Below are 13,116 nucleotides of genomic sequence, written 5' to 3' on the forward strand. Positions count from 1 at the left end.
TGTTCGCCGCGGGCCCCTCACCCGGAATCGGGCCCGTGTTCTTCGATTCGGTGGTCACGCGATGAACTCTACTTGCGCCACCAAGAAGTCCACCGTTTGCTGTCGAACGAATCTTCGCGCAGCCCGACGAAGTTCGCGCCACGGGCGAACGTGCTGCGATCGGCATTCAACGTGGTGTCCGCACCGGGGAGTTCCGACAGCGGGATACGACTCAGAGAATCGTGCAGGCGCATCGGCGCGGAAATTTGATCCGACGACTGGCGCAGTGCAATGCGCGCCTGCTGCTGTGCGTCTACTTCCGCCGCGCATTCACGGCAGACGGAAAGATGATGAGCGGCACGCAGATACGCGTTCATCCGCAATTCACCGTCCACATACGCGGCGATGGCCTCACTGGCCAAATGCTCGGTAGGGGCGAAACGAGGTGGTCGACGCGGCGTTCTGTCCTCGCCACTCATAAGCTGCACACCCTTCCGGACCACCTCGGCTACATCGGGAATGTCGGTGAGCGGGCGCTGAGCCCGCACCTTCAGCCGACGTTCTCGGTGGCGGCGAAACGCCGCTCCACTCCATTATGCGCAAGGTGCTCTTTGAGTGCCTGACGTCCTCGGTGGATGCGGCTGCGCACGGTGCCCAGTTTGACCCCGAGCGTGGCGCCGATCTCCTCGTACGACAGACCTTCGATGTCACAGAGCACGACCGCGGCGCGGAACTCCGGCGCCAGCGAATCCAGTGCGGCCTGCAGCTCCGGGTCCAGATTCGCGTCGTGATAGAGCTGCTCGGGGCCCGGGCCCTCGGACGGCACCCGGTCGTAGTCCTCGGGCAGCGCCTCCATACGAATACGGTTGCGACGGCGCACCATATCCAGGAACAGATTCGTGGTGATGCGGTGCAGCCAGCCCTCGAAGGTGCCCGGCTGATAGTTCTGCAGCGAGCGGAACACCCGGATGAAGGTTTCCTGGGTCAGATCCTCGGCGTCCTGCTGATCACCGGAGAGGCGATAGGCCAGGCGGTACACGCGGTCGGCGTGCTCCCGGACCAGCTCGTCCCAGGTCGGCATCATGGTGCGGTCACCCGTGGCATCGAAGACAGCGGTTCCGGACAGGGATTCCGCGTTGAGATCGCCGTCCAGCGAGGTATCGCTGGTCAGCAGGTCCTGCGCGGGCAGGATGACGGGTTCACGCGCCGTGTCGACCATGTGGATGGGATTACCTCCTACTCGGGACCATCGGTTCCGACTGCCGGGTACAACCGACCTGGTGGGTCGTGTGTTCCCGGTCGCCGAGCCGACGGTCGCTGGCCTGACGTAGCCCATACTCTTGCCGGTCCTGATGTGCTCGCCGTATGTGGACGCTGAGGGACACCTGAGAAAAATCGCCACACCGGTAGATCACCGCCACGCGATAGCGGCTCCGCGCCGTTAGCCTCATATCCGTGAGCCTGACTCCCGCGACGAACCTGCAGCGCAACCTCGCCTACGTGGAGGAATCCGTCGCCGAGGACGAGATCCTCGTCGCCGCGCGCGAACGCGCCCTCGAACTCGGCGCTGCGCCCGTGCCGCCCTCGGTGGGCGCACTCCTGAGCATGTACTCCCAGCTCCTGGGTGCGCGGGCGGTGGTGGAGGTCGGCACCGGGGCCGGCGTCAGCGGACTGTGGCTGCTGGACGGTATGCGCGAGGACGGCACCCTGACCACCATCGACTCCGAACCCGAGCATCAGCGCGCGGCCCGGGAAGCCTTCCGTTCCGCCGAGATCACGCCCGCCCGCACCCGGCTCATCAACGGCCGGGCCCTGGATGTGTTGCCGCGCTTGGCAGATGGCGCCTACGACCTGGTGTTCATCGATGCCGCACCGCTCGAGCATCCGCAGTATGTGGATCAGGCTGTGCGCCTGCTGCGGGAGGGCGGGGCGATTCTGCTGCACAATGCGCTGCTCGGCGGGCGGGTGCCGGATCCGGCGCAGCGCGATCCGCAGACGCAGGCGGTGCGGGCGGCGACCCGGGCGATCGCGGAGAATCCGCTGCTCACCAGTGTGCTGATTCCGGTGGGTGACGGGCTGCTCTGCGCCTCGCGAGGGTAGTTGCCGCGGCGATTGTCCGCATCGCAATATTCAGCACCGGCCTAACTTTCCGCATGCGGAAATTCCGCGTCGAAGCTGCATGAAAGTCTGTCCGACTCCTGTTCGTGTGGGGTCTTGCCAAGTGGTTGAACGAGTGTTTAATCTATTAAACATGCGTTCAGCCGCTGAAGATCTGACCACCCGGGCACGGATTCGCGATGCCGCGATCGCAGTGATCGGGCAGCAAGGGTTCGGGGTGGGAGTGCGGGCTATCGCCGCGGCGGCGGGGGTGTCACCCGGGCTCGTGAACCATCACTTCGGCTCCAAGGAGGGGCTCCGCGAAGTCTGCGACGAGCAGGTGCGGGAGGTGGTACGGACCGCCAAGCTGGAATCGATGGAGCATCCGTCGCCGAACGGCTGGATCCAGGCGCTGGCGGAGGTGGAGAGCTTCGCGCCGTATATGGCGTACGTACTGCGTAGCTTTCAGGCCGGCGGCAGTCTGATGCTGACCTTCTTCGAGCAGATGGTCGGCGACGTCGAGCAGTACCTCGCCGCCGGCGTTGCTGCCGGAACTCTCAAGGCCCCACGGGATTTGAAGGCTACTGCCAGATATATCGCCACCACCAACAGTGGCGGAATGATGATGTTCCTGCAGCTGTACGACGCACGGAACGAGGGTCCGATGGACTTTCGAAAAGCCTTGCGCGAGTACGCCGATGTCATGACGCTGCCCGCTGTCGAGATCTACACACACGGGCTGCTGGCGGACTCGGCGATCTTCGATGCCATGACTCAGCAGTAATCACTGTTACCGAGAAATCGTTTTCCTACAAGGAGATTCGATGAACGTTCCGGCCAGCTCGGCCATTACGGTTCGAGACCTGCACAAGCACTTCGGGCAGGTGCGCGCTCTCGACGGCCTCGACCTCGAGGTCGCCGAAGGCGAGGTGCACGGCTTCCTGGGGCCCAACGGCGCGGGCAAATCCACCACCATCAGAATTCTGCTCGGCATTCTCTCGCGGACCTCCGGGGAGGCCGTGGTGCTCGGGCGCGATCCGTGGTCCGACGCGGTCGCTCTGCACAGCGATATCGCTTATGTCCCAGGCGATGTCACGCTATGGCCGTCGCTCTCCGGCGGCGAGACCATCGATATGCTGGCGCGCATGCGCGGCGGTATCGACCAGGCTCGGCGCGCGGAGCTGATCGAACGCTTCGAGCTCGACCCGCGCAAGAAGGCCCGCACCTATTCGAAGGGCAACCGGCAGAAAGTCGCTCTGGTATCGGCGTTCTCGTCGAATGCGCGGCTGCTGCTGCTCGACGAGCCCACCTCCGGCCTGGATCCGCTGATGGAGCAGGCCTTCGGCGAATGCATCACCGAGGCCTCGGCGCGCGGCACCACGGTGCTGCTGTCCAGCCACATTCTCTCCGAGGTGGAGAAGCTGTGTCAGCGGGTCACCATCATCCGGGCCGGGAAGACGGTCGAGACCGGGACACTGGCCGAGATGCGGCATTTGAGCCGGACCTCCATCAGCGCCGAAATGATCGGGGACCCGGGCGATCTCAGTCGGATTCCGGGCGTCAGTGATATCAGTATCGAGAACCACACGCTGCACTGCCAGGTGGACAGCGCGCACCTCGGTGACCTCATCAAGGTGCTCGGCGACGTCGGCGTGCGCAGCCTGGTCAGCCAGCCGCCGACGCTGGAAGAGCTTTTCCTGCGCCACTATTCGCTCGACGGCGAGGCCGCGGCGGAGTCGGCGGACGCCGCACGCGAGTCGGGGCGGCACGCTCGCGAGTCGGAGAAGGTCGCGAAATGACCGCCATCACCGCCCCTCGGATATTCGAATCACCGGTTCGCGCAGCCGATTTCACCGGCACGGGGCAGTTGTTACGACTGTTCCTGCGCCGCGATCGGGTGGTGCTGCCGCTGTGGGTGCTGCTGCTGGGACTACCGGTCGGCAGCTTGTACATCGGCAGCATCGACAAGGTCTACAAGACCCCGGCCGATCTGGCCTCGTTCGCCGCCTCCATTCTCGCCAGCCCAGCCCAGCTGGCCATGTATGGGCCGGTGTACAACACCAGCCTCGGCGCGACCGGCATCTGGAAGGCGGGGATGTTCTATGTGATCATCGCCGTCGCCACCATCCTCACCGTCATCCGGCACACCCGCGCCGAGGAGGAGACCGGGCGCGGTGAGCTGCTCGCCGCCACCCGGGTGGGCAGGTTCGCGGAGCTGACCGCGGCGCTGCTGCTCGCCTACGGCGCCTCGCTGGCCGTGGGGCTGCTGGCCTTCCTAAGCCTCTACAGCCAGCCCGTGCCGCACGAGGGATCGCTGGCCTTCGGGTTGGCCCTGGCCGGATCCGGTGCGGTCTTCGCCTCTGTCGCCGCGGTGACCGCGCAGTTGAGTAGCAGTGCGCGCCTGGCTCGTGGCATCGCCTTCGCGGTGCTGGGAGTCACCTACACGCTGCGGGCGGTCGGCGATGTCCGTGCCACGGACGGACCCACCAGCCCGCTCACCTGGTTGTCGCCGCTGGGATGGTCGCTGCAGGTGCGACCGTACGCGGGGGATCACTTCGCGGTGCTGCTGCTGCATCTGGCCGCTGTGCTCGTACTGACCGCGATCGCGTACACGCTGCTGCGCAATCGCGATATCGGCGCGGGAATGATCGCCGAACGCCCGGGCGCGGCGACCGCTGGGCCGGGATTGAGTGGTCCGTTCGGGCTGGCCTGGCGGCTGCAGCGTGGTTCGCTGATCTCCTGGACCCTCGGGCTCGCCCTGTACGGCCTGCTCATCGGCAGTGTTGTGCACGGCATCGGTGACGAACTCGGCTCCAGTCAGTCGATCCGGGACATGATCACCCGCATGGGTGGCTCGGCGTCCCTGGAGAATTCGATGATCACCTACGCCTTCACCATGCTCGCGGTGATCGCGGCCGCCTACTCGATCTCGGCGACGCTGCGGTTGCACGGTGAGGAGGCCGCGGATCGCGCGGAGACCGTGCTCACCGGCTCGGTATCGCGAATCCGCTGGGCCGCCTCGCATCTGGTGTTCGCGCTGGGTGGTCCGGCGCTGGCGCTGCTGCTCTCCGGGCTGCTCGCCGGCCTGGTGTACGGGCGCGCGGCCGGGGATATCGGCGGAAAGCTGCCCGGCGTGCTGGCCGCCGCGGCGGTGCAGTTGCCGGCGGTGTGGATCTTCACCGGCGTCACCCTCGTGCTCTTCGGACTGTTGCCGCGCTGGACGCCCGTTGCCTGGGGTGTGCTGTCGGCCGCCATTGCGGTCTTCCTGCTCGGCTCGATCTCCGGTGCGCCGCAATGGTTCCGGGATATCGACCCGTTCGAGCACGCACCGAAGGTGCCCGGTGGTGATTTCTCCGCCACCCCGCTCATCGTGCTGGTGATCGTCGCCGTCGGACTGATCACCGTGGGGCTGATCGGATTCCGCCGCCGCGACCTGCGGTAAGCCGATCCGCCTCCCCGGAGCCGATCCGCCTCCCCGGACCTTTTGCCGAGCACCTAGGTGCTCGGCAAGTAGCGTCGCGGGGTGGCGGTCACAGCCTGGCTCGGTCAGCCCGTACCCGGTGAGTTACCCCGACCGTGCGAAATCAGTTGTCACCTCACAATTCGCGTAGCCGATCATATTGTGCTGCAATAAATTCCGGGGTATCCACCGGGATGCTGCAACCACCCGGTGCGGAGTCCCGGCCCGTCGAGGGCAGTGCTGGGGCAGGGCTTGGGGGTGGATTCAGTCGCAGCGCCGGTGGTACACGAATAGGGGGACCGATTTAGAGGAGGTGGGGGATGTTCGATTCACTGGTACTCGGTACGCATCTGCCGGCTGGATGGCTATGGCCCGCAATGATCTTCTTCGGACTGGTCGTCTTCGCGGCACTCCTGGTGTTGCTGCTGGTCGGCGGTTCGCGATTCGATGATCGCTCGAATGTGGTGCCTTCGACGCCGGTTTCGTGCGCACCCTTTGCCTGCGTCACCACGGCCCCGGCGCCAGGCTAGAGGGTTACGGCGGACCGGTTGCGGATACTCCAGGGAAAAGTTCGACGAGTGAGGTTTTCCATGGGTCAGCGACCTCCGGCCGTGGTGGGTTTGTATTTCCGTGAGTCGCGCCAGTGGCGGCGTATTGCCGAATTCCGGCTCACCGCAGACGGTCACGCCAGCTTCCGGGCGGTGGATCCGGTCGAAGGGCTGGTCGCGCGGGTCTGGTACCACCAGGGTGTGGACATTCTCGGCGAGGAGCGCACGGTGCTGCCGGACGACGGCCCGGCCTTCCTGCGAGCCCTGTTGCAACCATTCGGATTTCGCGACTATCGCTTCCGAGATGACAGCCGCACCGGCACGCACGGCGCGAACGGCCTGCCGCGCAACGGGCACGGCCGGCCCTGGCACGACACCCCGGGGGCCGCAATCGATTCCGAATGCGTGCGATGCGCCGACCACGACCACGCCGGGACGGCCGACGAGGCGGCGAGCCACAGCGCCCACCGGCCCGCGGCCTGGCGTGCCTTCGACGGGGACACCGTCCGCTTCTCGACCTAGTGAGCTGGTTCTGAGGTTGGGTGTCAGCTGGTGTTGACCAGGTGTGATTGCTGTTGATCTCGGATCAGGGGTGTCCTGGTGACATGCCTGATCCGCGGTTGAAGCCGCTGGTGTTGTCCGAGATCGAGCGGCGGACTCTGACCGGTTGGGAGTCGCGCCGTTCGACCGCGCAAGGCATAGCGCTGCGGGCCAGGATCATATTGGCCTGCGCCACAGGCGAATCCAACACCGCAGTGGCCGCTCGACTGGGCGTAGCCAGCAACACCGTGAAAAGGTGGCGGGCCCGGTTCCTGCGTGAGCGACTCGACGGCCTGCTCGACGAGCCACGTCCGGGCGTGCCCCGCACGATCACCGACACCCAGGTCGAACAGGTCGTGGTGGCCACTCTCGAGCAGGTTCCCGAGGCCGGCACCCACTGGTCCAAACGCGAACTCGCTGCGCGGGTGGGAATCTCGCCATCGTCGGTGCTGCGGATCTGGCACGCCTTCGGTCTCGCGCCGTGGCGCACCGAGACGTTCAAGGTGTCCCCGGACCCGCTGCTGATCGACAAGATTCGCGACGTGGTCGGATTGTATTTGGCCCCACCAGTGAACGCCGCAGTGTTCTGCGTGGACGAGAAACCGCAGATCCAGGCACTGCAACGACACGGCCCGGTATGGCCGATGCTGCCCGGCGTGCCCGAGCGGCGCCCTTTCGACTACATCCGCCACGACACCGTGGACCTTTTCGCGGCCCTGGACGTCGCCACCGGCAAGGTCATCAGTACCGTCGCGGCCCGCCACCGCGCGGTGGACTTCCGTGACTTCCTCGACCTCATCGACCGCCGGACCGCCCCCGACCAGGTGATCCATGTCATCTGCGACAACCTCTCGGCACACAAGGCACCGGTCGTGCACCACTGGCTGCTCGCTCATCCCCGCGTCACCCTGCACTTCACCCCGACCTACTCCTCCTGGATCAACCAGGTCGAGCGGTGGTTCGCGGAACTGCAACGCTGCTGCCTCGAGCGCGGCAGCTTCTGCTCCGTGCAAGAACTCACCACCGCGCCCGAGCACTGGATCGAGCACTGGAATTCCCAAGCGACGCCATTCATCTGGACCAAAACCCCCGACCAGATCATCGACCGAATCTGCCGCTACTGCGCACGCATCTCAGAACCAGCTCACTAGAGGCTGTTGACCAGCAGCACGTACTGGGCTGTGCCCTTCTTCAGCGCATCGGTCTGATTGTCGGCGCTGACGACGCCCACATACCGCTTGTAGACCACATAGCAGCGGTAGGAGGTGCTGCTGTCGGACTTGTGCTGCACACACTTGGTGTCCGGCACCTTGTCCGGCGCGGCGGGGCTGAGGCTGGTCTCGCCCAGACTGCTGATCAGGCCGCTCACCAGATCCGCGCCGCCCTTGGCGTCCCGGGTGCGGAACAGGTAACCGTCCTCGGTCAGCGCCATGGCATCCATACCGGTGTCATCGACCAGCCGTTGTCGCAGCGCCTCGTCACCGGCCGGAGTGACCAGCTGATTGGGGCCGTACACCGCGAAATTATCGGGATCGGGTGTGTGATTGTCGCGGTCGGACACCAGGATTCGGGCCAGCAGCCGATCCGGATCGACGGGTAGCTGATCGATCTGGCCGGGGGGCGTGCCCTGGAAGGCGTCCACCACGGGCACCTCGGCATCGAGGGCCTTCTTCGCCCACGACAGCAGATCGGCCTGATCGATCCGGGGGCGCGAGGCGAAGACCGAGATCACGAACTCCTTGCGCGGCATGGTCACGCCGATGGTGGGCGAGGTCGGCCGCCAGTGCGAGAAGGCGTCCGGATAGTCCGGCAGCGTCAGCTTCTTGTTCTGGTCCAGCGCCACATTGAAATCGGCGTCTTCGAGTTCCTTGGCCGCCAGTTTGGCATTGTCACTGGAGGGGAAGCGCAGCAGCCGGATCGTCACCGTGGTGCTCGCCGGGTCGGGATTGTCCGAGCCGGGTGGATCGGGCAGATCCGAACCGCTCATGGCGAAACCGGCGATGAATCCGCGGTTCTCCAGTACCGGCTTGGCCGAGGAGGACAGGTGGCTGACGCTCACCACATCCTTGACCGAGGTCAGCACGATGCCGCCGCGGCCGACCTTCAGGCTCGGATCCACCTTCACCGTCGGGACCACGGCATCGGCCATGCGCATGCCCTCCAGCGTCGGGCCGTGGCCGTTCGAATTGCGGTCGTAGGTGAACCGATTCACCGGGTAGGTGCCGGCATCCAGCGATCGGACATCCATTTCACCCGCCACCGCGGTGCCCTTGTTGGCGCAGCCCGCCAGCGCCGCCGTCAAGGCCAGACAGGCGACTGCGGTGACAACCCTCGTTGCGCGGATCATGATCATCCCTCCCGCGCCGCCCAGCGGACGGCACTCCACCCACCGATTTTCGGACCCGGAACCCCGGCTGTCCACCGTTATCCGTCTCCGGCTGTCCACCGTTATCCGCGCGTCCGCCGGCCGGCGGCGATTCTCACACCCAGATGCCCTTGCCGACGGTCACCACGCCGCCATTGCTGACCGCGAACCGATCCCGATCCCGGTCCCGATCCACGCCGATGATCTCGCCCTCGGTCACCATGACGTTCTTGTCCAGAATCGCGTGCCGCACCACCGCGCCCCGGCCGATCCGCACGCCGGGCATGAGCACACTGCCCTCCACGGTCGCGCCGTCCTCCACCATCACATTCGAGAACAGCACCGAATTGCGCACCGTCGCCGCGGACAGAATGCTGCCCGCGCCGACGATCGATTCCTGCGCCAGCCCGCCGCGGCCGAACTTGGCCGGCGGCAGATTCTCCGCGGCCCCGCGAATCGGCCAGTGCCTGTTGTAGAGGTCGAAGACCGGGTCCACCGACACCAGATCCATATGCGCCTCGTAGAAGGCGTCGATGGTGCCGACATCACGCCAGTAGCCGCGGCTGCGGTCGGTGGTGCCGGGCACCTCGTTGCTGCCGAAGTCGTAGACGGCCGCCGCCCCGGACCGCACCAGGCTCGGAATGATGTCCCCGCCCATATCGTGATCGGAGTCGTTGTCCTCGGCATCGGCGCGAATGGCGTCCACCAGCACCTTGGTGGTGAAGACGTAATTGCCCATCGAGGCGAACGTGACATTCGGATCGTCGGGCGTGCCGGGCGGATGCGCCGGCTTCTCCAGAAAGCCGGTGATGCGGCCGGATTCGTCGGTATCGATGCACCCGAACGCACTGGCCGTGCTGCGCGGCACCCGGATTCCGGCCACGGTGACACCCGCGCCGGACGCGATATGCGCCTGCACCATCTGCTCGGGGTCCATGCGATACACGTGGTCCGCACCGAAGACCACGATGTACTCCGGGTCCTCGTCGTAGATCAGATTCAGCGACTGCATGATCGCGTCGGCGCTGCCGGTGTACCAGCGTGGGCCCAGCCGCTGCTGCGCCGGCACCGGCGTGATGTACTCGCCGCCGAAACCCGATAGTCGCCAGGTCTGCGAGATGTGCCGGTCCAGCGAATGCGATTTGTACTGGGTGAGAACGCAGATCCGCAGGTAGCCGGCATTCACGAGGTTCGAGAGGACGAAGTCGATGAGGCGGTACGCACCCCCGAACGGGACCGCCGGCTTGGCACGATCCTTCGTGAGTGGAAACAGGCGCTTGCCCTCGCCACCGGCGAGCACGATCCCGAGTACGTGCGGCTGGCTCCTCACACTCGCCAAACTACCGGGTCGGATCGAACACGGAATGTCCGCAGGGTTCCATGTTGATCGCGTCGCCGGTTGGTGGCGTCACAGCGGAGCGTCTAGGTTGAGTCGGTGAGTTACGGCGCGGACGGCGGCCGCGAGCTGCGGGTTGCCATGATGACCCGCGAATACCCGCCCGAGGTGTACGGCGGGGCGGGCGTGCATGTCACCGAGCTGGTCCCGCGACTGCGGCAACTGTGCGACGTGACCGTGCACTGTATGGGCGTGCCGCGCACCGATGCGGTGGTGCACCAGGCGGATTCGATGCTCTATGCCGCCAATTCGGCGCTGCAGATGATGTCCGCGCAATTGCGCATGGCCGATGCGGCCGGTGGCTCCGATGTGGTGCACTCGCACACCTGGTACACCGGGCTGGCCGGGCATCTGGCCGCCGAGCTGTACGGGATCCCGCATGTGCTCACCGCGCATTCGCTGGAACCGCGCCGGCCCTGGAAGGCCGAACAACTCGGCGGCGGTTACCGGCTCTCCTCCTGGTCCGAGCACAATGCCGTGACCTACGCCGATGCCGTGATCGCGGTGAGCGCGGGCATGCGCACCGATGTGCTGGCCGCGTACCCGGATATCGATCCCGCGAAAGTGCATGTGGTGCACAACGGAATCGACGCCGAGGTCTGGCATCCGGGCGGGCCCGCGCTCGACACCCGCGACATTCTCGGCGAACTCGGCGTGCGGATGGACCGGCCGGTGGCGGCATTCGTCGGCCGCATCACCCGGCAGAAGGGTGTATCGCACCTGCTTGCCGCCGCCCGCCACCTCGACCCGGATATTCAACTGGTGCTGCTCGCGGGTGCCGCGGACACACCTGCGATGGATGCCGAAGTCGCTACGGCCGTCAGGGAACTCGGCAAGACCCGCGACGGTGTGTACTGGGTCCGCGAAATGTTGCCCACCGAACTGGTGCGCCAAGTGCTCGCTGCCGCAACGGTATTCATCTGCCCGTCGGTCTACGAGCCGCTCGGCATCGTGAATCTGGAGGCCATGGCCTGCGGTACCGCCGTGGTGGCCTCCGATGTCGGCGGGATTCCGGAGGTGGTCGCGGAGGGGTCGACCGGCCGCCTCGTGCATTACGACGCGACCAGGCCCGAAGCCTTCGAACATGGTCTGGCCCGGGCCATCAACCATGTCGCGGCCGACCCGGTCGGCGCGGCCGCCATGGGCACCGCCGGGCGTGCCCGGGCCATCGCCGAGTTCGACTGGAATCAGATGGCGGCCCGCACCGCCCGCATCTACGACCTGGTCCGCAAGAGCTAGTTCGCGGGCCTACCTCGTCAGGTCGTAGCGCATGAACACGTCGGCGCGGTCATAGGGGATCGGCCGCAATTCTGTCGCCGGGACATGGACGAAGCCGAGGGATTCGTACAGGTGCACGGCGCTGGCGAGGGTCGCGTTGCTGGCGAGGAATATCGAAGTGGCGCGCTGTTCGCGGGCGTAGCCGATGGCCGCGCGCAGCAGGATGCGGCCGATGCCGCGGCCCTGGAACTGTGGCGACACAGCCATTTTCGAGAGTTCGAAGACGCCTGGGCCCTCGGGGACCAGGGCGACGCAGCCGACGGCGCGGTCGCCGTCCCGGGCGATGAGTACCTGGCCGCCCTCGTCGACAATGTGCTGCGGATTGTCGAGGGTGACGCTGTCGGCGGGTTCGAGAGTGAAGAACGCGGTGATCCACTCCAGGTTGAGGTCTTTGAATGCGCGGGCGTCCGCGGCCGTGGACATCGGCGCGACCGCGAGGGAACCGAGTTCGGTGGCGAGGGAATCCGTCTGTGTCACCAGACCAGGATCTCGTGCCGCGACCCATAACGTCCAATACTTGATAGCTCGGATCAATATCATGAACTTATGGTTGATGGTGTTGAGCTCAGGCATCTCCGCTACTTCCTCGCCGTCGCCGAGGAACTGCACTTCGGGCGCGCCGCCGCCCGGCTGCACATTGCCCAGCCCGCACTGACCCAGCAGATCCAGCGCCTCGAAACCCTGCTGGGCACCAGGCTTTTCGACCGCACCTCACGCAGCGTCGCCCTCACCGCGGCCGGTGCGGTGCTGCGCGAGCGGGCCACCGCCCTGCTCGGGCATGCGGCGCGCGATCTGGCGGAGATCACGCGCATCGGGCAGGGGAGTCAGGGCACGCTGCATCTCGGCTTCGTGCCCTCGGTGCTGCCCTTGGAGCCGCTGCGCGGGGTGCGGGAATTCCGCGACCGCTTCCCGCTGGTGCAGGTCGAACTCATGGAGGGATTCACCAGTCACCTCATGGCGAAGCTGGCCACCGGCAGCCTGGATATGGCGATCGTGCGCGATCCGGACGAGCAGTCCGGCACCGTGACCGTGCCGCTCATCACCGAGCCCTTCGTGGCGGTGCTGCCCGCCGATCATCCGGAAGCGGGCCGCGCCACCATTACCGGCGCCGAACTCGCGGACGATCCGCTGGTCTTCTTTCCCAGTGCCGCAGGCGCACTCGCGTACGACAAGAACCTGTCGCCGCTGCTGACCTCGGGCCGCCGCCCGCGCATCGTCCAGGAGGCCACCAACTGGACCATCCTGCTGTATCTCGTGGCCGCCGGGCTCGGCGTGACCGTCGCGCCGCGCAGCGCCACCTTCACGGCTCCGGCCTCGGTGCGCATCATCCCGCTGGCCGGCACCGACGCCACCACCACGATCTATACCGCGCATCGCGCGGACGACACCAGGCCACTGGTCCGTAATCTGCTGGCATTGCTTCCGAATCACCCGCAGGGGTGAATACCGGCTC

14 protein-coding genes are annotated in these 13,116 nt (G+C 66.3%); 9 read left to right on the forward strand and 5 right to left on the reverse strand.

Annotated elements, in window-relative coordinates:
• Window positions 1-68 precede the first annotated feature (68 nt).
• Together JWN03_RS19015 and sigE are read right to left on the reverse strand one after the other, a co-directional pair.
• A complete protein-coding gene (locus JWN03_RS19015) occupies window positions 69-458 on the reverse strand; it encodes a hypothetical protein (protein WP_297616475.1) in 390 nt (129 codons plus the stop codon).
• Window positions 459-529: 71 nt separating this feature from the next.
• Entirely contained in the window at window positions 530-1,198 is a 669-nt protein-coding gene (gene sigE / locus JWN03_RS19020) for an RNA polymerase sigma factor SigE (RefSeq protein WP_297616478.1), read from the reverse strand.
• 242 nt (window positions 1,199-1,440) lie between these two features.
• Here sigE and JWN03_RS19025 point away from each other — a divergent pair, with 242 nt between their 5' ends.
• The 7 genes from JWN03_RS19025 to JWN03_RS19055 all read left to right on the forward strand — a co-directional run bounded on the left by JWN03_RS19025 (window position 1,441) and on the right by JWN03_RS19055 (window position 7,775).
• Entirely contained in the window at window positions 1,441-2,079 is a 639-nt protein-coding gene (locus JWN03_RS19025; protein WP_297616800.1) for an O-methyltransferase, read from the forward strand.
• 151 nt (window positions 2,080-2,230) lie between these two features.
• A complete protein-coding gene (locus JWN03_RS19030) occupies window positions 2,231-2,860 on the forward strand; it encodes a TetR/AcrR family transcriptional regulator (RefSeq protein WP_297616481.1) in 630 nt (209 codons plus the stop codon).
• 40 nt (window positions 2,861-2,900) lie between these two features.
• A complete protein-coding gene (locus tag JWN03_RS19035) occupies window positions 2,901-3,875 on the forward strand; it encodes an ABC transporter ATP-binding protein (RefSeq protein ID WP_297616484.1) in 975 nt (324 codons plus the stop codon).
• A complete protein-coding gene (locus JWN03_RS19040; protein WP_297616488.1) occupies window positions 3,872-5,518 on the forward strand; it encodes an ABC transporter permease in 1,647 nt (548 codons plus the stop codon). The genes JWN03_RS19035 and JWN03_RS19040 overlap by 4 nt, the downstream gene beginning before the upstream one ends.
• A gap of 338 nt (window positions 5,519-5,856) precedes the next feature.
• Window positions 5,857-6,066 (forward strand): hypothetical protein, encoded by a 210-nt coding sequence (locus JWN03_RS19045; RefSeq protein ID WP_297616491.1) that lies wholly within the window; start codon window positions 5,857-5,859, stop codon window positions 6,064-6,066.
• A gap of 60 nt (window positions 6,067-6,126) precedes the next feature.
• On the forward strand, window positions 6,127-6,606 hold the full coding sequence (locus JWN03_RS19050) for a hypothetical protein (RefSeq protein WP_297616494.1): 480 nt from the start codon (window positions 6,127-6,129) through the stop codon (window positions 6,604-6,606).
• Window positions 6,607-6,689: 83 nt separating this feature from the next.
• Entirely contained in the window at window positions 6,690-7,775 is a 1,086-nt protein-coding gene (locus JWN03_RS19055) for an IS630 family transposase (RefSeq protein ID WP_297616497.1), read from the forward strand.
• Here the strand turns inward: JWN03_RS19055 and JWN03_RS19060 are convergent.
• Together JWN03_RS19060 and glgC are read right to left on the reverse strand one after the other, a co-directional pair.
• On the reverse strand, window positions 7,772-9,010 hold the full coding sequence (locus JWN03_RS19060) for a DUF7373 family lipoprotein (protein WP_297616500.1): 1,239 nt from the start codon (window positions 9,008-9,010) through the stop codon (window positions 7,772-7,774). The two genes, JWN03_RS19055 and JWN03_RS19060, sit on opposite strands and share 4 nt — an antisense overlap.
• A 94-nt stretch (window positions 9,011-9,104) precedes the next feature.
• Window positions 9,105-10,319, reverse strand: a complete 1,215-nt coding sequence (glgC, locus tag JWN03_RS19065) for a glucose-1-phosphate adenylyltransferase (RefSeq protein ID WP_297616502.1) — start codon at window positions 10,317-10,319, stop codon at window positions 9,105-9,107.
• A gap of 135 nt (window positions 10,320-10,454) precedes the next feature.
• Here glgC and glgA point away from each other — a divergent pair, with 135 nt between their 5' ends.
• Window positions 10,455-11,624, forward strand: coding sequence for a glycogen synthase (glgA, locus tag JWN03_RS19070; RefSeq protein ID WP_297616802.1), 1,170 nt, complete (start codon window positions 10,455-10,457; stop codon window positions 11,622-11,624).
• 9 nt (window positions 11,625-11,633) lie between these two features.
• Here glgA and JWN03_RS19075 read toward each other — a convergent pair whose 3' ends face one another.
• The gene (locus JWN03_RS19075) at window positions 11,634-12,140 is read right to left on the reverse strand and encodes a GNAT family N-acetyltransferase (protein WP_297616503.1); all 507 of its coding nucleotides are present in this window, start codon (window positions 12,138-12,140) and stop codon (window positions 11,634-11,636) included.
• 69 nt (window positions 12,141-12,209) lie between these two features.
• Here JWN03_RS19075 and JWN03_RS19080 point away from each other — a divergent pair, with 69 nt between their 5' ends.
• Window positions 12,210-13,106, forward strand: a complete 897-nt coding sequence (locus tag JWN03_RS19080; protein WP_297616505.1) for a LysR family transcriptional regulator — start codon at window positions 12,210-12,212, stop codon at window positions 13,104-13,106.
• Window positions 13,107-13,116 lie beyond the last annotated feature (10 nt).

It is taken from the genome of Nocardia sp. (assembly GCF_025465275.1).
Classification (GTDB): Bacteria; Actinomycetota; Actinomycetes; order Mycobacteriales; family Mycobacteriaceae; genus Nocardia.